Origin of the sequence: Clostridium sp. (assembly GCF_034179595.1) — a bacterium.
Classification (GTDB): Bacteria; Bacillota; Clostridia; order Clostridiales; family Clostridiaceae; genus Clostridium.
Genome location: NZ_JAXFPT010000018.1, coordinates 1 through 20,423 on the forward strand (window position 1 = coordinate 1; position 20,423 = coordinate 20,423).

Annotated in this window: 20 protein-coding genes; 12 read left to right on the plus strand and 8 right to left on the minus strand. The window is 27.3% G+C overall.

Going from position 1 to position 20,423, the window contains the following annotated elements; translation table 11 throughout:
* On the plus strand, positions 1-513 hold a 513-nt coding region (locus tag SPJ33_RS02200; protein WP_321116341.1), incomplete at its 5' end, for a Crp/Fnr family transcriptional regulator.
* Between the two features lie 36 nt (positions 514-549).
* On the opposite strand, the gene SPJ33_RS02205 is transcribed toward SPJ33_RS02200, so the two are convergent.
* The 4 genes from SPJ33_RS02205 to SPJ33_RS02220 form a co-directional block, all read right to left on the minus strand.
* On the minus strand, positions 550-1,023 hold the full coding sequence (locus tag SPJ33_RS02205) for a hypothetical protein (RefSeq protein WP_321116342.1): 474 nt from the start codon (positions 1,021-1,023) through the stop codon (positions 550-552).
* Positions 1,024-1,403: 380 nt separating this feature from the next.
* Complete coding sequence (locus SPJ33_RS02210; protein WP_321116343.1) at positions 1,404-2,819, minus strand: SLC13 family permease; 1,416 nt, start codon at positions 2,817-2,819, stop codon at positions 1,404-1,406.
* A gap of 239 nt (positions 2,820-3,058) precedes the next feature.
* A complete protein-coding gene (locus tag SPJ33_RS02215) occupies positions 3,059-3,919 on the minus strand; it encodes a hypothetical protein (RefSeq protein WP_321116344.1) in 861 nt (286 codons plus the stop codon).
* Between the two features lie 122 nt (positions 3,920-4,041).
* A complete protein-coding gene (locus tag SPJ33_RS02220) occupies positions 4,042-4,218 on the minus strand; it encodes a DUF6897 domain-containing protein (RefSeq protein WP_321116345.1) in 177 nt (58 codons plus the stop codon).
* A gap of 437 nt (positions 4,219-4,655) precedes the next feature.
* On the opposite strand from SPJ33_RS02220, the gene SPJ33_RS02225 reads away from it, so the two are divergent.
* Positions 4,656-5,078 (plus strand): flavodoxin, encoded by a 423-nt coding sequence (locus SPJ33_RS02225; protein WP_321116346.1) that lies wholly within the window; start codon positions 4,656-4,658, stop codon positions 5,076-5,078.
* A gap of 79 nt (positions 5,079-5,157) precedes the next feature.
* On the opposite strand, the gene SPJ33_RS02230 is transcribed toward SPJ33_RS02225, so the two are convergent.
* The 3 genes from SPJ33_RS02230 to SPJ33_RS02240 all read right to left on the minus strand — a co-directional run bounded on the left by SPJ33_RS02230 (position 5,158) and on the right by SPJ33_RS02240 (position 9,265).
* The gene (locus SPJ33_RS02230) at positions 5,158-7,008 is read right to left on the minus strand and encodes an ABC transporter ATP-binding protein (RefSeq protein WP_321116347.1); all 1,851 of its coding nucleotides are present in this window, start codon (positions 7,006-7,008) and stop codon (positions 5,158-5,160) included.
* Positions 7,001-8,734, minus strand: coding sequence for an ABC transporter ATP-binding protein (locus SPJ33_RS02235; protein WP_321116348.1), 1,734 nt, complete (start codon positions 8,732-8,734; stop codon positions 7,001-7,003). Before SPJ33_RS02235 ends, SPJ33_RS02230 begins: the two co-directional genes overlap by 8 nt.
* Positions 8,735-8,824: 90 nt before the next feature.
* Positions 8,825-9,265, minus strand: a complete 441-nt coding sequence (locus tag SPJ33_RS02240; protein ID WP_321116349.1) for a MarR family winged helix-turn-helix transcriptional regulator — start codon at positions 9,263-9,265, stop codon at positions 8,825-8,827.
* A 287-nt stretch (positions 9,266-9,552) separates the two neighbouring features.
* Between SPJ33_RS02240 and SPJ33_RS02245 the strand changes: the two genes are divergently transcribed.
* The 4 genes from SPJ33_RS02245 to SPJ33_RS02260 all read left to right on the plus strand — a co-directional run bounded on the left by SPJ33_RS02245 (position 9,553) and on the right by SPJ33_RS02260 (position 12,216).
* Positions 9,553-10,041, plus strand: a complete 489-nt coding sequence (locus SPJ33_RS02245; protein WP_321116350.1) for a hypothetical protein — start codon at positions 9,553-9,555, stop codon at positions 10,039-10,041.
* 266 nt (positions 10,042-10,307) lie between these two features.
* Entirely contained in the window at positions 10,308-11,162 is an 855-nt protein-coding gene (locus SPJ33_RS02250) for a YitT family protein (protein WP_321116351.1), read from the plus strand.
* A 78-nt stretch (positions 11,163-11,240) separates the two neighbouring features.
* Entirely contained in the window at positions 11,241-11,582 is a 342-nt protein-coding gene (locus SPJ33_RS02255; protein WP_321116359.1) for a zinc ribbon domain-containing protein YjdM, read from the plus strand.
* A 142-nt stretch (positions 11,583-11,724) separates the two neighbouring features.
* Positions 11,725-12,216 carry a hypothetical protein gene (locus tag SPJ33_RS02260; RefSeq protein WP_321116352.1) on the plus strand — a complete coding sequence of 164 codons (492 nt, stop codon included), beginning with the start codon at positions 11,725-11,727 and terminating at the stop codon, positions 12,214-12,216.
* Positions 12,217-12,277: 61 nt separating this feature from the next.
* Here SPJ33_RS02260 and SPJ33_RS02265 read toward each other — a convergent pair whose 3' ends face one another.
* Positions 12,278-13,636 carry an MATE family efflux transporter gene (locus SPJ33_RS02265; protein WP_321116353.1) on the minus strand — a complete coding sequence of 453 codons (1,359 nt, stop codon included), beginning with the start codon at positions 13,634-13,636 and terminating at the stop codon, positions 12,278-12,280.
* A 289-nt stretch (positions 13,637-13,925) separates the two neighbouring features.
* Between SPJ33_RS02265 and SPJ33_RS02270 the strand changes: the two genes are divergently transcribed.
* The 6 genes from SPJ33_RS02270 to SPJ33_RS02295 all read left to right on the plus strand — a co-directional run bounded on the left by SPJ33_RS02270 (position 13,926) and on the right by SPJ33_RS02295 (position 20,219).
* Positions 13,926-14,828, plus strand: a complete 903-nt coding sequence (locus tag SPJ33_RS02270; RefSeq protein ID WP_321116354.1) for a 3'-5' exoribonuclease YhaM family protein — start codon at positions 13,926-13,928, stop codon at positions 14,826-14,828.
* A 207-nt stretch (positions 14,829-15,035) separates the two neighbouring features.
* The gene (locus SPJ33_RS02275; RefSeq protein ID WP_321116355.1) at positions 15,036-16,493 is read left to right on the plus strand and encodes a glycoside hydrolase family 1 protein; all 1,458 of its coding nucleotides are present in this window, start codon (positions 15,036-15,038) and stop codon (positions 16,491-16,493) included.
* Between the two features lie 150 nt (positions 16,494-16,643).
* Positions 16,644-18,467: an ATP-binding protein gene (locus tag SPJ33_RS02280; RefSeq protein WP_321116356.1), complete on the plus strand. Its 1,824-nt coding sequence runs from the start codon at positions 16,644-16,646 to the stop codon at positions 18,465-18,467.
* 53 nt (positions 18,468-18,520) lie between these two features.
* Complete coding sequence (locus SPJ33_RS02285) at positions 18,521-19,648, plus strand: alpha/beta hydrolase (RefSeq protein ID WP_321116357.1); 1,128 nt, start codon at positions 18,521-18,523, stop codon at positions 19,646-19,648.
* Positions 19,649-19,695: 47 nt separating this feature from the next.
* Positions 19,696-19,845, plus strand: a complete 150-nt coding sequence (locus tag SPJ33_RS02290) for a hypothetical protein (protein ID WP_321116360.1) — start codon at positions 19,696-19,698, stop codon at positions 19,843-19,845.
* Positions 19,846-19,991: 146 nt separating this feature from the next.
* Entirely contained in the window at positions 19,992-20,219 is a 228-nt protein-coding gene (locus tag SPJ33_RS02295; RefSeq protein WP_321116358.1) for a hypothetical protein, read from the plus strand.
* Positions 20,220-20,423: the final 204 nt, after the last annotated feature.

The following is a 20,423-nucleotide window of genomic DNA, read 5'->3' on the forward strand; positions in this document are numbered from 1 at the left end:
ATTAAATTATATAAATATACTAAAGAAGGAAAAGAACAAATATTACATATATTATCAGAAGGCGAATTCTTTGGTGAACTTAATTTAGTAAAAAGTTCTATCCATAACTTTAATGCTAAAGCAATAAAGAATTCTAAAATATGTGTTCTTAGTAATGAAGAAATGAATAAGATAATACTTAAAAACCCTCAAATAGGAATAAAGTTATTACAAAGTGTAGGGGAAAGATTATCTGATATTGAAAACCTAGCACAAAATTTAGCTACTAATGATGCTGATTCAAGAGTTGCATATTTATTAATAGATATGTTAGAAAAGACTGGTAGAGTTAATGGAGATGTAAAAGAAATTAATATTCAAATGTCAAGAGAAGACATGGCAAATTGTGTTGGTGTAACTAGAGAAACTTTAAGTAGAAAGCTTAGAAGTTTTGAAGAAGAAGGATTGATAAAGATTCCAAAAATAAAACAGATACTTATATTAGATGAAGAAACATTAAGAAGTTATATATAAATTTAAAAATTCCTAGATTTAGTTCTAGGAATTTTTTTAATAAAAGCTTGTTATTGCATCTTTATTTATGAAAACTGTTATATTATTCTTTAGTTTTAATACAACTACAGAATCAAAATTAAATATAATAGTTCCTGTTATTATTCCTAAACCACGAATTAAAATAGATACAGTTGCTCCTTTGTAATTATTATTTAATAAATACACAATGTCATTAATTATAATTTTATTATTTTCTGATATATTAATTTTATTTATCTTAGAAGTAGAATTAAGATTAGAAATAATTTTTTCAGAAGTGTTTTGTAGGCCTTCAATTACAGAGTAAGTAAGGGGACTCTTTGAGTTTTTATTTGTAAATAAAGTATCAGGTTCTTTAATTTTTATATCAGGTTTACTATGATCTTTACTTAAGGTATGTATTTTATTGTTTGGATTAATTTTAATAGGCATATCTTTTTTATATTTATTTTTAGTTGAGTTAATTTTACTTTTATTATCTATTTTCATATTATTAATCTTATTTTTTATATTTATTTCTTGAGTATTAATCTTGTTTTTTTTATTACTCCTATGATTAGTAGATTTATAATTATTAGTTTTGTTATTTTTAATTTTATAGGTATTGGCTTTATTTTGGGTTTGATAATTAGAAATATTTTTATTCCAATTATTTAATAATAGTAAAGCTATCAAAAACAGAAACTGATTATTTGATGATTTATTAAATTGATAATTATTAAATTTATTAGTTAATATGCATATCAATAATATTAAAATATCCATATTTTCACCTTATTTCAATTATTCTATTTTTTTATAAACATTAAATAGGATATATAAATAATATATATATCCTACTAGAATATTGTTACTTCTTACAATTAACTTTAAGCAATCATATACAATGTTAAATATAGTGAACTAAATGCTAGCATAATAAGTGAAAATGGAACTGAGAAAGAGATATATTTTTTTAGATTATAAATCTCTTGTATTTTTATTTTTTCTTCATCTGACACATCATAATCATTTAAATATCTATCAATCTCACTTATCATTATTGGTCCTCCTGTAGCAGACCAAGGTAACATACTACTTCCAGATAAAATTCCTAAAGCTAAAGCTACAAATATAAAGTTACTGCCTATTATAGGAAGCAATTGTATACATAGAGGGAGTATGGTTGCAGTTGCAGGACCAGCGGAAAGGAATGTAGATATAATAAATGCAGAGAATAAGATACATAAAAGAATTAATATTTTATTGTTTCCAGTAAGTGATAGTATATAATTTACTATAAGGTTTAAAACTCCAAAGTATTCTAAAATACCTGAAATCATAAATAAAGAAGAAATAAATACTAAGGAATCAATAACGGAAAGTGTATTTAGTATTTCTTCAGGATTTGGAACAATAAAAATTATATCTAATCCAATAAATAATATACAAGCATAAGAAATTGAAATATCAAAAAATGGTAAAATACAAATGCTTATTATAAATAAAATAAAAAATATTAAAGGTAGATAAACATTTTTTATTTTAGAATTTGTAAGTCGAATTCGTATATGAGGTGCTGGTTCATAAGGTGGAGGAGGCGGAGGAACAACATTACCATTGTTATCATGGAGAGGTGGAGGAAAATCTTGTGGCGTATGATAACTTAGAGAATTTTTAGATTTTTTCGTTAGACTTTCTAAATTGTTGTTAGAGAATTTACACCACACAATGGTATAAAGTATGAGCAGCACTTCATAGACAAAACAAGGAATAAACAATTTGGTTAGAAAATCAATAAGAGTGAAATCAGTATATAAAGTAATTATTACCGCCGGTGTGTCAGCCCAAGGAAGAGGACAGCCACCAATATTAGAGGCGATAAGTCCTGCAACTAAAATCGGTATAACTGGAATATCAAGTTGTCTTATAAGAGTAAGTGATATAAAAGTAAACAAGAGTACAACACTTAAATTATTCATAAATAACGATGTTGCATACATAACAAAAGGTAAAATAATTATAATAAATAATTTTTTTCCTCTTGATAGTTCACTTAGTTTATCTCCTATAAATTTCAGGTACCCATTATTTTCAAATATTTTAGAAAATAATGCAAGGGTAAGGATTAATACAACTATTTCGAAGGGGAATGACTTAAATGCATCTAAGAAAGAATAATTCTCGAAGATAGATGTATATAAAAGCAAGATTCCTATACCTAAAGCAGCTATAGCAGTACGATATTTAACTGAAAATATCATACATAAATATATAGCTGTGATTATAAATAGTATAATAATCATAAATAGATTACCCCCAATCTTTTGTTTAATAAAAAAATAACATATATATTTAAATATATATGTAACAAATAATTGTGGGATATTTTATTTATTATAATATGTAAAATGAAACTATATAATAAGAATATGAACTTATAATCTTTAAAGGACTGTGGTTATACACTAACAGCCCTTTAAGATATTAAAAATTCTTATACTAAGAATAGTATTTATTAGTTATATTTTTGATGTTAATATTTTTAGTCAATATTTAGATCTTTCACAGCAGAAAAACCTTCTCTTAATAAAGATAGATCATCAAAAAATGAAGCTAAGGTACCGAAAGAAGAATAATCATTTCTATTGTGTTTTTTTTCATCTTTAGATTTGCTATTATCAGATTTGCTATTATCAGATTTGTTATTATCATGATTTTTATGATTATCGTCGTGATCTTTATGGTCATCATGTTTATGATCATTATCATGGTCTTTAGCGTTACAATTATGATCTCTATTCATATAATTATCCCATCTTTTATAGTCCATATCATCATGTCTCTTATCATGACTAGATTCATCATTATATCTATCATAATAGCCTCTTTCATCATTTCTATCATCATGGCCATGGTCTCTGTTGCGATGATTATCATCTTTGTCATGGTCTCTATTGCGATGATTATCGTCTTTGTCATGATCTCTATCGCCATGATCTCTATCGCTATGATTGTCATCTTTATCATGGTCTTTGTCGCCATGGTCTCTATTGCAATGATTATCATCTTTATTGTGGTCTTTATCACCATGATCTTTTTTGTGATTATCATCATCTTTACCATGGTCTTTATCATTGTCTTTGCCGTGGTCTTTATCATCATGTTCGTGTTTAGGCCCATGTTTAGGGCCAGGTTTAGGATTATCTATAAGGTCTTTAAGAGGAGCAAAGCCTTCTTTTAATGATGGTAAGTCATTAAAAGGAGAATCCCCTTTTGTTAACTCTTTTAATGGAGTCATAAGATCTTCTATGGCAAAAAGATCTTTAAAATCACTATCAGGATTATCAATTAATTTTTTAAGTGGATCTCCAACACCTTTTAGGTCATTAAATTCATGTGGCATTTTAGTTACAACCCTCCTAATGTTAAATTTTACAAAATTCTAAGTATATATAAATCTTAAGATTTATATATACTTAGATGAATTAAAAGCTAAGATTATTCTAGCTTTCAATTATTTATATCTTAGAAGAAGAAAGCGATAAGACTTGGAGCTACATTAACTATTCTTCCATCTTTTAACCTAAGAGTTACTACGTTATTTTCTACTGTTACAACTTCACCAGTTATTGTCATTGGTAATCCAGTTATAGCTAGTGTAATAGTTGCTCCACAGTAATTATTTCTTATTATTTCAGCCATTTTTCTTTCCACCTTTTCATCTTATTTTTGTTTGAAATTTATATTTCATAAATCATCTAATTCTATTTTAAATATAATTAAAACTTTCAATATAATATATAAAAATAATCATCAATTGGTTACAGAATATGAGTAAAAATGTAAAATAAAAAATACTAATATATTTTTTTATTTTTTATTTTAAATCATATTTTTATAGAGTATTAGGTCTTATAATTAACTCATAAATCAAGTTTTAATAAATCCCAAAGCAAACTAAAGAATAAATAAATGGAGATATATTTAAAAGACTATTAAATGGTAACTAGACTTCACCATCTAGTGATCATTTAATAGAAATAAAATCTCCATTAAATAATGATATGATTGAAAAGATTTAAGTTGTGTAAAAACAGTTGTTATAAATTTAATATAATTATTAGATAGGAGAGATAGAAATGAAAGTAGTTTATTGGAGTCAAACAGGAAACACAGAAAAAATGGCAAATTTAATAGCACAAGGTATTAAAGAAGCTGGAAAGGAAGCAGAAGTAGTTTCTTTATCAGATATAACAGTTGATGATTTAAAGAATGAAGAAATAATTATATTTGGTAATCCAGCATATGGAGCAGAACAATTAGAAGAATCAGAAGTTGAACCTTTTGTAGATTCTTTAGAAGGAAATATTGAAGGTAAAAAAGTAGCTTTATTCGGCTCATGGGGATGGGGCGAAGGCGAATGGATGAAAGAATTAGAAGAAAAAATTGAATCATACGGAGCAACACTTATAGCTGAAGGATTAACAGTTAAAGAATTACCAGAAGGCGAAGATGAAACTAGATGTATTGAATTTGGAAAATTAATTGCTAAAGAAGCTTAATAATAAAAATAGGTCTACAATTATGTAGGCCTATTTTTTATATCCATAAGTATATATATAATTTTAAGTTTCTTAAAAACTAGACATTTTTAACCTTACCAGTGTAAAGTTCATAGTATCTGCCTTTTTTAGCTAGAAGTTCATCATGGTTTCCTCTTTCAATTATTTGACCTTGTTCAAGGACCATAATAGCATCTGAGTTTTTAATTGTAGATAATCTGTGAGCAATTACAAAAACAGTTCTTCCATCCATTAATTTATCCATTGCTTCAGTTATTATCTTTTCAGTTCTTGTATCTATTGAACTTGTAGCTTCATCTAGGATAAGTACTGGTGGATTTGCAACAGCAGCTCTTGCTATAGCAAGTAATTGTCTTTGACCTTGTGATAGTCCGCCGCCATCACCAGTTATTACAGTATCATATCCATGTGGTAGATGCTTTATAAATGAGTCAGCATTTGCAAGTTTTGCAGCAGCTATAACTTCTTCTTTTGTAGCATTTAAGTTACCATATCTTATATTTTCTTCGATAGTTCCTGTAAATAGGTGAGTATCTTGAAGTACTATACCTAATGATCTTCTAAGATCATCTTTCTTTATGTCTTTTATATCAATTCCATCATAAGTAATTAATCCAGAATTAATTTCATAGAATCTATTTATTAAGTTTGTGATTGTGGTTTTACCAGCACCAGTTGAACCTACAAAAGCAATCTTTTGTCCTTTATGTGCATGTAATGAAATGTTTTTTAAGATAGTCTTTTCTGGATAATATCCAAATACAACATTCTTAAATTCAACATCACCAGTAAGTGGAGTAAGTTTTCCATTATTGTTCCATGCAAAGTTTCCAGTATTCTTTTCAGTTTCAACTAATTTATCTTTAACAACTTCAACATTTGATAATGTTATAGTACCATTATCAACTTCATTTGGCTCATCATCTAAAACTTTAAAGATTCTTTCAGCACCAGCAAGTGCAGCAAGTAACATATTAACTTGTTGTGAAACTTGTTGAACTGGTTGAGTTATTTGTCTTGTATATTGAAGATAAGCTACTAAAGCACCTATGTTAAACATTCCAAGTATAGTCATAAGTGCACCAACACAGCATGTTACAGCATAGTTAGCATAAGAAATATTACCAAGGGCTGGCATCATACGTCCTGCATAATTTTGAGCATTTGTAGATGCTTTTCTTAATTGTTCATTATATATTTTGAAATCTTCTATAGCCTTATCTTCATGGCAGAATACTTTGATTACTTTTTGTCCTTCAATCATTTCTTCTATATATCCATTAAGAGCTCCGATTTCTTTTTGTTGTTCGCCAAAGTATCTCTTACTTTTAGAACCAATATTTTTTATAACTAATCCCATTATGATTAAGAATGCAAGTGTAACTAATATTAATATAGGGTTTAATATAACCATCATAACTATTATTCCAATAAATGTAATAGCAGATGAAACTATATTAGTTAAACTACTATTTAAAGTTTCACTTAAGTTATCAACATCATTTGTATATAAACTCATTAAACTACCATTAGGATTCCAGTCGAAATAACTTACAGGCATTTTTTGCATCTTTGAGAATAAATCATTTCTAATATCCTTAACTGTTCTTTGAGCTACATGAATCATAATTCTTCCATATCCATATGAAGATAATGCACCAGCTATGTATATAACTACAAGTATTGAAAGCATTTTTGCAAGACCTATAAAGTCACCAGGTATTATGTAATCATTAATTATTGGCTTTAAGAAATATGAACCACTTACTAAGGCAAAGGCGCTTATAATCATAAATATTAAAACAAATAGTAATGAAAATTTATATTTCATTAAGTAGGAGAATAATCTTCCTAAAGTTTTAAACATATTGGCTGGTTTTGGGCCGCCTTTTTTGACTTTCTTACTCATCGAAACCAACCCCTTCCTTTTGAGATGTGTAAACTTCTTGATAAATTAAACAGCTCTTCATAAGTTCATCATGAGTTCCAACTGCTACTATATGACCATCATCCATAACAATGATCTTATCTGCATCACATACTGAATTAACTCTTTGAGCTATTATAATTTTAGTTGTATTTGCTAAATCTTCTCTGAACGCTTTTCTGATTTTAGCATCAGTAGCAGTATCAACAGCGCTTGTACTATCATCAAGAATTAATACTTTAGGTTCTTTTAATATAGCTCTTGCTATACATAATCTTTGCTTTTGACCTCCAGAAACATTAGCTCCACCTTGGCCTAAATCCATATCTAAACCTCCAGGAAGTCTATCTAAGAACTCATCTACACATGCAGCTTTACATGCAGCATCGATTTGTTCTTGAGTAGCATTTTCATTACCCCACATAAGATTTTCTCTAATAGTTCCTGAGAATAAAGTATTCTTTTGAAGAACCATAGAAACTTCATTACGTAAAGTTTCTAATTTATAATCTTTAACATTAACTCCACCTACTAATACTTCACCTTGATTTACATCATAAAGTCTTGGAATAAGTTGAACTAAGCTTGTCTTTGCAGAACCAGTTCCTCCAATAATACCTATTGTTTCTCCAGACTTAATAGAAATATTTATATTTGTTAAATCGAATTCTTCATTGTCGTCTTCATATTTAAATGATACATTTTTAAATTCTATATCTCCGTTTTTAACTGTTGAAACAGCTTTAGCACCATCAACAATATCTGGTTTTTCTTCTAAAACTTCAATTATACGTTTTACAGATGCTATTGAACGAGAAATCATCATAAGTGACATAGCAACAAGCATAAGTGCTACAAGAATTTGAGTTGAGTAAGTTAAAAAGCTTGTAAGCTCACCAACTGCCATAGTTCCAGCGTAAACCATATTTCCACCGAACCATAAAATAGCTACCATTGTACCATAAATAAGGATTTGCATAACTGGCATAGCAAGAACTGTAAGTCCATATGCTTTAGTTGCAGTTTCTCTTAAATCCTCAGTACCTTTTTCAAATTTAGCTATTTCCTTTGTGGCTCTAACAAAGGATTTTACAACTCTAACACCTATTAAGTTTTCTTGAACTATAGTGTTCATAATATCAACTTTACCTTGCATTTTACCAAACATAGGTCCAACATTTTTTATTAATAAAATAAGGAAGATTACTAGTATTGGTAATGATACTGCAAATATTAATGCTAATTTTGCACTTATCATTATAGTTAAGAACATTGCAAAGATAAGCATTATAGGTGCTCTAACTAAAAGTTTTGAACCTATAGTAACTGCATTTTGGATAGCTGTAACGTCTGTAGTTAAACGAGTAATTAAAGAAGCAGTACTGAATTTTTCAATATTTTTGAAAGAATAATCTTGAATTTTTATATATTCAGCTTCTCTAAGATTAGCTCCAAGCCCTTGACCTGCAAGTGCTGCATGCTTTGATAAAAGCATACCAAAGGTATAAGAAATAAGGGCCATACAAATCATTAAAACACCAAGTTTTATTGTATAAGGCATACTTTTACTTGGAATAGCATCATCAACGATTTTTGCCATAACAAGTGGGATTAATAATTCAAACATAGCTTCAAGTGTAGCAAATAAAGCTGCAAGATAGATATGCTTTTTATATTGCCCTAAGTAAGAAAATAATTTCTTTATCATTTGTTTCATCCTCTCTTTATTTTTTATTTATATATGATAAATTTAGAATTAACAGTTTAACTTCTAGATATTATTTTAGGTTAGAAATAATTATTTTTCTAAATTACTAAGTACTCTTAAAAGAAGTGATGTGAACATTTGTATCTCATCTTTAGAAAAACCATTTAATATACGCTTTTCCACTTTATTTGTTGCAAAATCAGAAAGGCTTTTTACAACATCAAGACCTTTATCAGTTAATACATGACATTTATAGCGACTATCTTCATCACTTGTAAAACGCTTGATTAATTGTTTTTCTTCTAATCTTTGAACAATTCCAGTTACGGTTGGATTTGTAAGCTTTAAATGATTTTGTATATCTTTTTGAAATATATTACCTTTATGTGAATTGTGATTAATGTAAAATAATACTCTTGCTTGGACACCTGTTATATTGTAAGGTTTAAGATTATTATTTAATTCTGTTGAAATTATATTACTTATATTTTTAATAAGTATACCTGTTTGGGGTTGGATGTCTTCTTGCATTAAAACTACCTCCATAAAATATATAGCATGCTATATATTTTATTTATAATAATTAAATATGTCAAGTATTGTCGGAAAGGTAACAATATGTTCTAAGGTATTGGAAATTATTACTTTGAAATGATGCTGGATATAGGGACAAATGAGTAGGAAGTGTAAAAAATTCTTACACGAAAAAATTCTTACACGAAAAAATTTTTTGTGCTATAATGCAACTTGTCCATTAAAAAGACAGATTTTAATTTATAAAAATCATTAAAATAAAATTTATATTTTAGGAGGATATTATGCCAAGAAATAAAAAAGAAGGTATTATTTTTGGAGTATGTATGTGCTTCATTATGGTGTTCTTTATGGGAATGCTTAATATTTCTATACACCATGGGAGATTTGATAAAGAAATAATGATGATATGCTTAAAGGCTTTTCCTATAACATTTATTATAGCTTTCATACTTGAAGGTGCAGTTGTTGGGAAAATTAATGGAATGCTACTTGCAAAATTTAGTGGAGAAAAGGATAGTGTTAATGCAATGATTCTTTTCAATTGTTTCTTTATAGTAACTTGCATGTCTTTAATTATGACATTTATAGGAGGACTACTTGGTGGGGATAACTTATCTATTATAGCAAGAGAATTCTTTATAAGATGGCCAAGAAATTTCTGTGCTGCATTTTTCTTAAATATATTAGTTGCAGGTCAAGTAAGCAGATTTATTTTAAGAAAAATTCAAAACAATTCAGATACTGATAGAAACTCAACAGTAGGTGTATAGTATTAAACCCTAAGTTTAAACTTAGGGCTTTTTATTTTCCAATAGAAATGGGTAAATTTAATAAAAAATATATAAATTTATGCTGTGTTATTGTTGACTTTAATATTATTTTTCCATAGAATTGTTCTATAACTTGTACAGGGTATATTTAGTTAATTAACATAGTGTTTATAATATATAAAGATAATTTATAGAAAAAACATTAATGTTTATACTAATAAGTATATAATTAAATTATAAGAAAAATAATATTAAGGGGGTATTTTATGAAGAAAAAAATATTATATAGAATAGTAGCTATTATATTTTTTGGACTGTTATCTGGTATCGGAGTAAATATGTTTTTAACTCCTGCACATATATATTCAGGTGGAGTTACAGGTTTATCACAGTTATTATCATCAATATGTGAGAATTTCTTAAATTTAAATATAAGTATTGCAGCTTGGGTTTTAATAATTAATTTACCACTTGTTTATTTATCATGGAGAAAGCTTGGTAAGAAGTTTACTTTTTATACATTACTTACAGTAATAGCATCTTCATTTTTCATCAAGTTAGTTCCAGTAATTGTTATTACAAGCAATCCTCTTTTAGCTGCAATTTTTGGTGGCGTTTTAACTGGAGCTGGAGTTGGAATTTGTTTTAGACTTGGATTCTCTACTGGAGGAACAGACATTATAGTCCTTGTTGTACAAAAGTTAACAGGAAAATCCGTTGGACAATTAGTATTAGTACTTAACGGTATCATAGTATCAATTGCAGGAATAGTTTATGGTTGGGAACTTGCACTTTATAGCTTGATATCTATATATGCAACTACAAGAATTATTGATATGCTTTATATTCAACAATATAAATTAACTGTAACTATATTTACAAGAAAAGAAAAAGAAGTTGTTGAGTATCTTCTAAAAAACTATACTCATGGTGTAACAGTTAATGATAACTTACATGGAGCTTACACAAATAAGCCTGTAAGTTCTGTAGTTATAGTATTATCAAAACATGAATTATTCTTCGTTAGAAAGAATATCTTAGACATAGATCCAGATGCATTTGTAAATGTACAACCAACAGTTGAAGTAATCGGTAAGTTTGAAGAAAAATCATTATTATAATTTATAGCGATTAAAAATTGTAAAAAACAAAAGACTATGATATTATATAAGCCTATCAGAACGAATGGAGGAAATTAGATAATGAATTTACCAAATTGTCCAAAATGTAATTCAGAATATACTTATGAAGACGGAAATCTTTTAGTTTGCCCAGAATGTGCTTACGAATGGAATGCAGAAATGGAAGCAGAAAACAATGAAGATGTACTTGTTGTTAAAGATTCAAACGGAAACATATTAAGTGATGGTGATTCTGTAACAATAATAAAAGATCTTAAAGTAAAAGGAGCTTCTTCAGCATTAAAGAAGGGTACAAAGGTTAAAAATATCCGTTTAGTTGAAGGAGATCACAATATTGATTGTAAAATTGATGGCTTTGGAGCTATGCAATTAAAATCAGAATTTGTTAAAAAGATATAATGTATATAAGCTAGGCATTAAGCCTAGCTTTTTTGTTTTAGTTATAATTTTTTAAGAAATTTTGTTTGAAAATATATATATTTTAAGATTTTTGGGAAATATAGTTGTGTGTAAATAATAATATGATGTTTAGGAGGTACATATGAAGAAATTTTCGAAAGTCTTTTTTGTTGTGGCTACTACATTAGTAACTCAATTATCAACAACTGGCATTGTAAATGCAGCAACTATCAAAAGTAACGATAAAGCTATTGAAGAAAAGCAAGAAAATAAAAAAACTGATGTTGAAAGTAGTGCAAATACTGATGTTAATTTCCCATGGAGTAAATCTAAAAAATGTAAAGACAAAGAAGACAAAGTAAAAGATTCTAAAAAAGACAAAAAGGATAAAAAAGAAAAGGAAGGATGCAAGTGTCCTAATAAATCCAAAGATAAGCATGATGATAAAGAACATCATGGACCTAAAGGACCAGGAGGAGCAGAAGGACCTTGTGCACCAGAAGGACCAAAAGGACCTTGCGATAAAAAAGAAGATAAAAAAATAAAAGATTGTAAAGACAAGAAAGAAGATAAAGAAGATAAAAAGGAAGACAAAAAAGATAATAAAAGTAATTGTAATGTTGAAAATAATTAATTTATAAGGTATCAAAATTTAAATAAAAGGGCCTTTCATTTTTTGAAAGGCCCTTTTATATTTAGTTTTTATTAAATAATCTATCAGATTTATATGAAACTATTAATATAATAAGTATTAAAAGTCCTTTTAGGATACTACTTAAACTTATTGACCACCATACACCATCTATTCCTAATATTTCAGGCTTAGATAATATGTATGATAAAGGAACTCTAGCTCCTGTTAGTACTATACTTATTAATGATGGAATATAAGTTTTTGAAACTCCATTAAATACACCAGATGTAGTGATTTCTATACACATAAATATCTGTGAATATCCAAGTATTTTAAGGTAAGATGTACCTTGTATTATTGCATCAGGTTCAGGTATAAAGATTGAGAAAATAGAACTTCCAAAGAATATAAGTAATATAGAAGCAAAGACTCCAATACCTAAAGAAATTGCAAGTACTGTAATATATCCTTTTAATATTCTATCGTATTTTTTAGCACCAAAGTTTTGCCCAACAAAAGCACCAAGTGCAATAGCTAGTCCTTCAGCAGTCATCCAAGATATAGATTCAATTTGAGAACCAACCTTTTGTACTGCAATAGGAACGGGTCCCCATACAGCTATAATTCTACCGATTATCATTGCAAAAACTGTAAATAAACCATTTTGACAAGCTGTAGGTATACCTATATTGCATATTGTTTTTATGTATATTAAATCAAGTCCTTTTAAGATATTAACCTTTAAATAATCTTGTTTACTTCTTAATATGTTTATTATAAATAATAAAGAAACAACTATTTGAGCAATAACTGTTGCAATAGCAGCTCCTAAAACGCCAAGCCCTTTAAAGCTTCCAAATCCAAATATAAATATAGGATCTAAGATAATATTTACAATAAGACCACACGTGTTTATAAAGAAAGGCATTTTACTATCGCCAAGAGCATTGAAAATTGAAGTAAATACAGGATTAATAAAATAAAATGGTAGACCAAAAACAATTGCTATTAAGAAGGTTTCAGCCATATTTATAACAGTTTTATCTCCAAGTTTAAAAAATCCAACTAAAGGATGTCTAAAGAATACTATAACTAAAGAGTATAAAATTCCTAAAATTATGTTTAGCTGAAGTGCTGCTTTAATATAATTTTTAGCTTCATAATAATCTTGTTTTCCAACACTTTGAGCTACCTTTATTTCAGCACCTGTCTTTGAAACAATAACAAATGCCATAGCAAGCCAAGTGAAAAATCCAGCAGTTCCTACAGCTGCAACAGCAGAACTTCCAACCCTACCTACCCATATCATATCTATCATGTTATAAGCCATTTGAATAAAAGAAGTACCCATTATAGGTAATGAAAGAGCTAGAAGCTTTTTTGTAATAGGACCTTCTGTAAGGTTTAAATTCTTTTCCATAGATAAAATTCCTCCATATGCTTAAATTTAAAAAGACAGTATATTATAACTTTAAATTAGGAGTTTATCAATAATATAGAAACATTTATAACACCTTAGTTTATATTTACAGTATAGATTGGAAATATTTTAAGAAAATTAGTTTTAAAAGTAAGTTTTATATAAAGGCTAAAAAGTTTTCTTATTTTTGTTAAGCTGAAAGTTTGTTATAATTGATTAGTCTAAAATATAAATAATAAATTTTTACATATACTAATTTAAATAAAATAAAGATAAATTGGAGGGAATTATGGATTCAAAAGAGAATTTTTTATGTGATATAAAAAGTGGAGAAACTGTAAAGTTATCTTTAATGGTAATGAAAATTATCTATAAAGATGCATCTAAAACAGTTTGTATGCTAGCTGATAAAAGTGGAGAAATAAAAGCTAATATACATACAAAAAACAATGAAATCAAAGAAGGTAAGGTATTAGAGGTTGAGGGAACTCGTGATATAAATTTAGATGTTAAGAAGTTTGAATTTGTATCAGAATATAATGCATCAGATTATCTTCCAACTGTGAAACGTCCAATTGAAGAAATAATGAATGAAATTGAAGAATATACAAGAGCTTATGTAACATCAGAAGAAGGAAAAGCTTTAAATGATTATTTCTTTAAAGATGAAGAATTTTTAGATAAGTTTAAAAGAGGTATAGGTGGAGTATCAATGCACCACAATTATATTGGAGGTCTTGCAGAACATACATTAAATGTTATGCATTTAACATCTGTTCTTTGTGATAGATATGATTGTAGAAGAAGTGAAATAGCAATGCTTGCAGCAAAACTTCATGATATAGGAAAAATATATGAACTTTATTATGATGGTCCTTTTAAATATACACTTAGAGGTGAAATGGAAGGTCATATTGTAATTGGAGTTCAAATGATTGATGAAGCTGTTAGAAAAAATCCAGAAAAGTTTAGTGAAGATTTTGTTTACAGAATAAAAGGATGTATAACTCAACATCATGGAAAATTAGAGTATGGTTCTCCAAGAGAAGCTAAAATGGAAGAAGCATTTATAGTAAATTTTGCAGATTCAATAGATGCAACAATGAATAAGATAACTCAAGTAAAAGAAAAAACTGAAAGTGGAACATGGTCAGAATATGATAGAAGACTTGAAACGAGACTTTATTTATAAAATTACTAAAAAAGAACGTTTGATTTATTTAAACGTTCTTTTTATGCTCTATAAGAGAAATTTATAAATTATTTACATTTTATGGGAAAAGATTTATATTAATAGTATAAAAGCTTAATTAATGATTAAATCAAATTTTTATATTAATTAAGACTTTTATTTTTTATGATTTTTACAAATATATATAAGAGGGTTGGAGGAAGGATTATGAAAACAGATATTAAATTTCCAGAGAATTTTTTATGGGGTGGAGCAACTGCTGCAAATCAATTTGAAGGCGGATATAGAGAAGGAGGAAAAGGATTAAGTACAGCAGATGTTATGACAGGAGGAACTCATACAATTGCTAGAAGAATAACTCCAGAACTTGAAGATAACACATACTATCCAAGTCATGAAGCTATAGATTTTTATCATAGATATAAAGAAGATATAGCACTTTTTGCTGAAATGGGATTTAAAACATTTAGAATGTCTATAAACTGGACAAGAATCTTTCCAAATGGTGATGAATTAGAGCCAAATGAAGAAGGATTAAAATTTTATGATAATGTCTTTGCAGAATTAAAGAAATATAATATAGAACCATTAGTAACAATTTCTCACTATGAAACTCCATTTGAATTAACTAAAAAGTATAATGGATGGTTAGGAAGAGAAACTATAGATTGTTATTTAAGATATTGCAAAACTATATTTAATAGATATAAAGACACAGTTAAATACTGGCTAACATTTAATGAAATAAATATCTTAACTCATGGACCTGCCGCTGCATTTATGGGAGCTGGACTTATGTTTGATGATATAAGAGAATTAAAGTTTGGACCATCTGAAAAAGATCATAAGCAAGAATGTTTCCAAGCACTTCACCATCAATTTGTTGCAAGTGCTAAAGCAGTACAACTTGCTCACTCAATAAATAAAGATTTTAAAGTTGGATGTATGATAGCATATGGTGCTCAATATCCATACACTTGTAACCCACAAGATGTATTATTAGCAGAAAGGCAAGAAGAATTCTCTAATTATTTATGTGGAGATGTTCATGTAAGAGGAGAATATTCGGGATTTGCTAAGCGTTTCTTTAGAGAAAATGATATACAAATAAAGATGGAAGAGGGAGATTTAGAAACTCTTAAAAATGGATGTGTTGATTTCTATACTTTCTCATACTATATGTCTAACTGTGTAAGCAATGATCCAAATGTAGAACAAACAGGTGGAAATTTATCAATGGGATTAAGAAATCCATATTTAGAAGCTAGTGATTGGGGATGGCAAATTGATCCTGTAGGATTAAGGATTACATTAAATAAAATCTATAACAGATATCAAATTCCACTAATGGTTGTTGAAAATGGATTAGGTGCAGTTGATGTAGTTGAAAAAGATGGCTCAATTAATGATGATTATAGAATTAATTATCTAAAGGCACATATTGAACAAATGAAAGAAGCTATTGGAGATGGAGTTGAACTTATGGGATATACTCCTTGGGGATGTATTGACCTTGTAAGTGCAGGTACTGGAGAAATGAAAAAGCGTTATGGCTTTATATATGTTGATAAAAATAATGATGGTACTGGAACTTTAAATAGATTTAAGAAAAAAAGCTTTAATTGGTATAAAGAAGTTATAAAATCAAATGGTGAAAACTTATAAAGGTTAGTTTTTAATTAAAAGGATAAGGTATATTAAGGTTGGTTAAAAACTTTGATATGCCTTATTTATTTTTAACTGTAAACTTAAACTTTGAATTTGAATATAAAAGATATAGTAATGATTTTATATTCAAAGGTAGGGATATTTAAAGTGAAATTTAGAAATAAAATTATAAATGCATTAGTTATGATTCCTACTATACTAGCAATTATATTAGTAAGCTATAATACAAAAACTATTAGAAAATCTATAGGTGTTATAATTGATTCATTTTTTAATGAAGATATAGCACGTAATATTAGAGTATTTTATGAGAATAATCTAATTTCTATATTTAAAATTATTATACTTTTATCAATTATTTCTTTATGTATTTTTATTCTAGCTTTATGGGGACATGATAGTATAAGGAAAAATGATAAAGATTTAAGAAATAGCGATAATAAGTTATTTAAAGGCTTATATAAGTATTTAGAGGAAGAGAAAAAAAGATGTTTTTTAATAACAGGATACTCTGGTTCTGGAAAGACTTATAATCTAAAAAAATTCTTAGATGAATATTTAAAATATAATCGTAAGAATGTTTATAATATTTCATGTTTTGGAATATCAACAAAAACCGAGGTTATGAGCAATATAAAATCTCTGTGTGAAAATTTAGATAAGACTTATAGGTATAACTTATTAAAACTAATAAAACTAATACCTGTTGTTGGTGAAATATTATTTACTATATTAAAACGTGATTATTCATTAAAGGATATAAAAAAAGGTTCAATATTTGTATTTGATGATTTTGAGAGAATATCTCCTATAACTAATAAAATAAATTGTGATTCTTGCAGTTTAGATGCATTAGAAAATAAGGAAGATTCATATTCTAAATATAAAATGCTTGAAAAATATAATATAGTAACAGGATTAATTAATGAGCTTATAGAAAGATATAATATGAAGGTTATTGTTTTATGCAATGCAGAAGTAGTAGATACAGAGTATTTTAGAGAAATATTTGATGGGAAGTTAGAATGTATAAGATATAATATACCATCAAAATTTAGTATATGTAGAGATATAATAGATAATGATTTAGAAAGTATAGCTTCAATAGAAGATAATGAAAAAGAATATTTAGAAAAATTCTTTAATGCACATGAAGACGAGATAAATAGGGTATGGAGCAGGGTTCATATATTAAATAATAGGGTATTATCCAGTATTATAAATGCATTTATAGAAGTAGTTTATGATATTGGTTTAGAGGGAATAAAGGATATAGAAGAGGGGATATTTTATAGTATTTTTATTGCAAATGTAAGCAATTATGATAAAAATTTAAAAGATATTAAAGGCTTAAAGCTTGGTGAAAATATAATAAATTTTGATAAAAGGACTAAATTAATATATATAAATTCAAATAGAAGATATGAGTATTTAGAAGAGGTTTCTAATAAGGAAGGTTTAGTTTGGTGTGGGGTAAATATGGCACTATCAAATATAACAGGTATGCCTATAAATAAAAAGCTTTTCTTAGAAGAGATAAAAGAAATCAAAAATTATAAGTGTGAGATAGAAAATTATATGAGTGATAGCATAAGAGATTTAAAAGAACTTAAGTCTATATGCGATTGCGAAGATAATGTATGTATTTGTGAGCTTGTAAATGCAATAAATAATGTTGTTGATATTAAAGATGAAGACTTTAGTATATTAAAAGATATATTAAAATTAGATATAATGAATTATGATATTAAATCTAATGACTTAGAAAATATAGAAGATAGAAGTCTTGAATTAGAAAAATTCTTTGAACTTGTAAATAAGAGTAAACTTTATGATATCTTACTTAAAGATGAAGAAATTAAGGATATATTATTTAAAAATATTACTGAGAATTTATTTGAAAAAGAAGATTTAAAAATACAAAAAAGAGATACTGCAAAGCTTTATGATGAGTGGAAAAATAAATACTAAAGGTACAACTTTTATTGTATCTTTAATATTTATTTTTGGGGAGATAGGGGTTTATGAGAAAGTATCCAATAGAATATTTAGAAATCTTAAAGAAGGAAACAAGAGAAATTGAAAATGATGGGCTAAAAATAATATTAAAGCCAAGTCCAGGAGAAGAGAGAGAAGGCTATTTAGATCCTTGTGAAAAAGAAATAATTGATGGTCATTGGGTAGGAAATTTTAATCAAAAAAATGAAGATAAAGAAGACACAAAAAAGAAAAAGTCTTTAGATGATATAGTTTCTGAGATTAGAGATAGCATGGGTTTTGCAAATTATAATCTGAATACTTTAGAAATCTATACAAAGTTTGAAACTATAAATGATAGTGGAAATGAAGTTGGATTATGGCGTTATTATCCAAGACATTTAGAAAATAAAAAGAATAATAAGGCATTAGTATTTTTCCATGGCGGAGGTTGGATTGGTGGAACTACGTATGTAGTAGAAAATTTCTGTAAATTGATTGCAGAAAAAGCTAATTGTGTAGTGTTTAATGTTGATTATTCATTAGCACCAGAAAAGCCATTCCCTAATGGATTAAATGATAACTATTGTGCAGTAAAGCATATATATGAAAATGCAGAAAAGTATGGTATAGATAATACTAAGATTTCAATTGCTGGTGATAGTGCTGGAGGAAATTATGCAGCAGTAGTATCTTTAAAAGCTAGAGATGAAAATATTCCTATGGTAGCAATGCAAATATTAATCTATCCAGCTGTAGCTAGAGGAGATGCTTCTGTTTCAGGATATAAATGGACAGAAGATATGATTAAAATAGCACCAGAGCTTGAAAGTAAGCTTAGAGTATTTACTAAATTAGGTAAACCTGAAATTATTGAAGATGATCCTATAACTACAAGTTATCTTAAAGATAAGAATTTAATTTATAATCCATATGTTAGTCCAATGTTAGCTAAATCACATAATAATTTACCAAAAGCTATTTTAGTTGGAGCAGAATTTGATGGACTAAGAATTCAAACAGAATTTTATGCAAAACAACTTCAAGATGCAGGTGTTGATGTAACTTGTTATAGATATAAAGGGGTTACACATGCTTTTATAGATAAATTAGGCTTTGTGCCACAAGCTGAAGATTTAGCAGACGTTATTTCAGAAGCAATAAAAGAGTTATAATGAATATATAGACAATCTTATGGAAAACTAATTATGAGGTGATTGGATTGTCTAAAAGTAAGTTAAATGGAAAAGTAAATCCTTATATAGTCGGAAACTTTACAAAGGGTGCTGTAAAAAACTTTGAAGAAAATATAGTAGAGCAAACGGATTATCTAGAAAAAGTAGATGAGCATCTAAAGGATAAAGAAAAATAATTAATTATATAGTAAGTATGCAGATTAATTTTAGGTGTACTTACTATTTTTTATTGTTCTAAATAACTTACATAATTTTTTTTATGAAAAAGGATTAATTAAATATGTAATGTCATATATATTTTATAGAGGGGTGTGATGTGTATATGGGTAAGTTAGATATAGTTATGAACATGAATATGGTTAATCTAAAAATTTTAATTATGATAGTATTTGTATGTGGATTATTTGCTTTTGTAAGAGAAATATTAAGATCAATGAGTTTATACGCTAAAGCAATGACTATCACTAAGTGTAGCAACTTTGTATTTATATTTGGATGTGGATTTGTATTTGTTAACATAATAATTTCATTAATTACGATTTTTAAATAAGGACTGAAAAATAAAGACTATATAATATAGAAGCATAGAAAATAACTATACAATGTTTGTATAGTTATTTTTGCTATAATAATTTTGATATGTATCACTTAAAAAATGTGCAGTTTTATGATTACTATCATCAAACTGTATATCTCCTCCCCATGCATAAGCCTGTAATGGTATAAATATTGGTATTATTGAACTTAACATAAG

Coding starts and splice junctions, on each gene's coding strand:
- SPJ33_RS02205 (WP_321116342.1), bottom strand. CDS start 1,023: ATGAAAATAGATAATAAAAGTAAAATTAACTCAACTAAAAATAAATAT.
- SPJ33_RS02210 (WP_321116343.1), bottom strand. CDS start 2,819: ATGATTATTATACTATTTATAATCACAGCTATATATTTATGTATGATA.
- SPJ33_RS02215 (WP_321116344.1), bottom strand. CDS start 3,919: ATGCCACATGAATTTAATGACCTAAAAGGTGTTGGAGATCCACTTAAA.
- SPJ33_RS02220 (WP_321116345.1), bottom strand. CDS start 4,218: ATGGCTGAAATAATAAGAAATAATTACTGTGGAGCAACTATTACACTA.
- SPJ33_RS02225 (WP_321116346.1), top strand. CDS start 4,656: ATGAAAGTAGTTTATTGGAGTCAAACAGGAAACACAGAAAAAATGGCA.
- SPJ33_RS02230 (WP_321116347.1), bottom strand. CDS start 7,008: ATGAGTAAGAAAGTCAAAAAAGGCGGCCCAAAACCAGCCAATATGTTT.
- SPJ33_RS02235 (WP_321116348.1), bottom strand. CDS start 8,734: ATGATAAAGAAATTATTTTCTTACTTAGGGCAATATAAAAAGCATATC.
- SPJ33_RS02240 (WP_321116349.1), bottom strand. CDS start 9,265: ATGCAAGAAGACATCCAACCCCAAACAGGTATACTTATTAAAAATATA.
- SPJ33_RS02245 (WP_321116350.1), top strand. CDS start 9,553: ATGCCAAGAAATAAAAAAGAAGGTATTATTTTTGGAGTATGTATGTGC.
- SPJ33_RS02250 (WP_321116351.1), top strand. CDS start 10,308: ATGAAGAAAAAAATATTATATAGAATAGTAGCTATTATATTTTTTGGA.
- SPJ33_RS02260 (WP_321116352.1), top strand. CDS start 11,725: ATGAAGAAATTTTCGAAAGTCTTTTTTGTTGTGGCTACTACATTAGTA.
- SPJ33_RS02265 (WP_321116353.1), bottom strand. CDS start 13,636: ATGGAAAAGAATTTAAACCTTACAGAAGGTCCTATTACAAAAAAGCTT.
- SPJ33_RS02270 (WP_321116354.1), top strand. CDS start 13,926: ATGGATTCAAAAGAGAATTTTTTATGTGATATAAAAAGTGGAGAAACT.
- SPJ33_RS02275 (WP_321116355.1), top strand. CDS start 15,036: ATGAAAACAGATATTAAATTTCCAGAGAATTTTTTATGGGGTGGAGCA.
- SPJ33_RS02285 (WP_321116357.1), top strand. CDS start 18,521: ATGAGAAAGTATCCAATAGAATATTTAGAAATCTTAAAGAAGGAAACA.
- SPJ33_RS02295 (WP_321116358.1), top strand. CDS start 19,992: ATGGGTAAGTTAGATATAGTTATGAACATGAATATGGTTAATCTAAAA.